The organism is Pelagicoccus sp. SDUM812003 (assembly GCF_031127815.1).
Lineage (GTDB): Bacteria > Verrucomicrobiota > Verrucomicrobiia > Opitutales > Opitutaceae > Pelagicoccus.
The window spans coordinates 1-715 of the sequence record NZ_JARXHY010000064.1; the positions used below are offsets into that span (position 1 = coordinate 1).

The 715-nt window shown below is 61.0% G+C and carries 1 protein-coding gene; it reads right to left on the bottom strand.

Annotation, left to right across the window (positions count from 1 at the left end; genetic code table 11):
- On the bottom strand, nt 1-649 hold a 649-nt coding region (locus tag QEH54_RS22790), incomplete at its 3' end, for a transposase (RefSeq protein WP_309021037.1).
- Nucleotides 650-715: the final 66 nt, after the last annotated feature.

The window sequence follows — 715 nt, forward strand, 5'->3', positions numbered from 1 at the left end:
TGGTCGCCGGGTACTTCTCTTCGGCGAGCTTTCGCAGCAGCCTCTCGTGCTTCTTGATCTTGTCGGTAAGGTCGTCGATGGAGGCGAGCAGCGGCTCGACCAGATCGCAGTGTTCGGCGTCGACCGCCGCCCTTGTCCTGCGGACGAAGCAGGTGGCGTTGACGCCGCTTGGGACGCGGACTCCAAGGCCCTTGAGGAGGAATCTGACCGAGTTCATCATGTCGACCCTGGCGCTGACCAGGGCGTCTCTGGTCTTGATCCTGACCAGGTCGCGCTGGGCGCCCTCGCTCCTGTGCCTCACTGGATGGAGCAGGGTAGGGTCGACCCTTCCTAGCTTGGCGAGCATGCGCGCGTCGTTCCTGTCGCTCTTGCGGTCGTTCTGGTAGATCGACCTCAGCTTCCTGGCGTTGGCGACTATCGGCTTGAGCCCTTCGGCCGCCAGCAGCCTGCTTACCCACGGGGAGTGGGATCCCGTCTCGAGCACTGTAGTCGATCCTGGATACGTCCTGGCCAGCAGCTTGTAGCTTCCCGGCTCGTTGGGCATCGAGCGCTCCTCGATGATTTTGCCTTTGGCGTCCACGACGCAAACTGCGACCTTGCGGTCGGAGAGATCCAGGCCAATGGTGTGAGTTGTAGTAGCTGTATTCATAAAGGCACTATATTGACGGGTCGCCTCATGGCGACTCGTCTCTGTGCCTTCTCATTCCTACTGGTT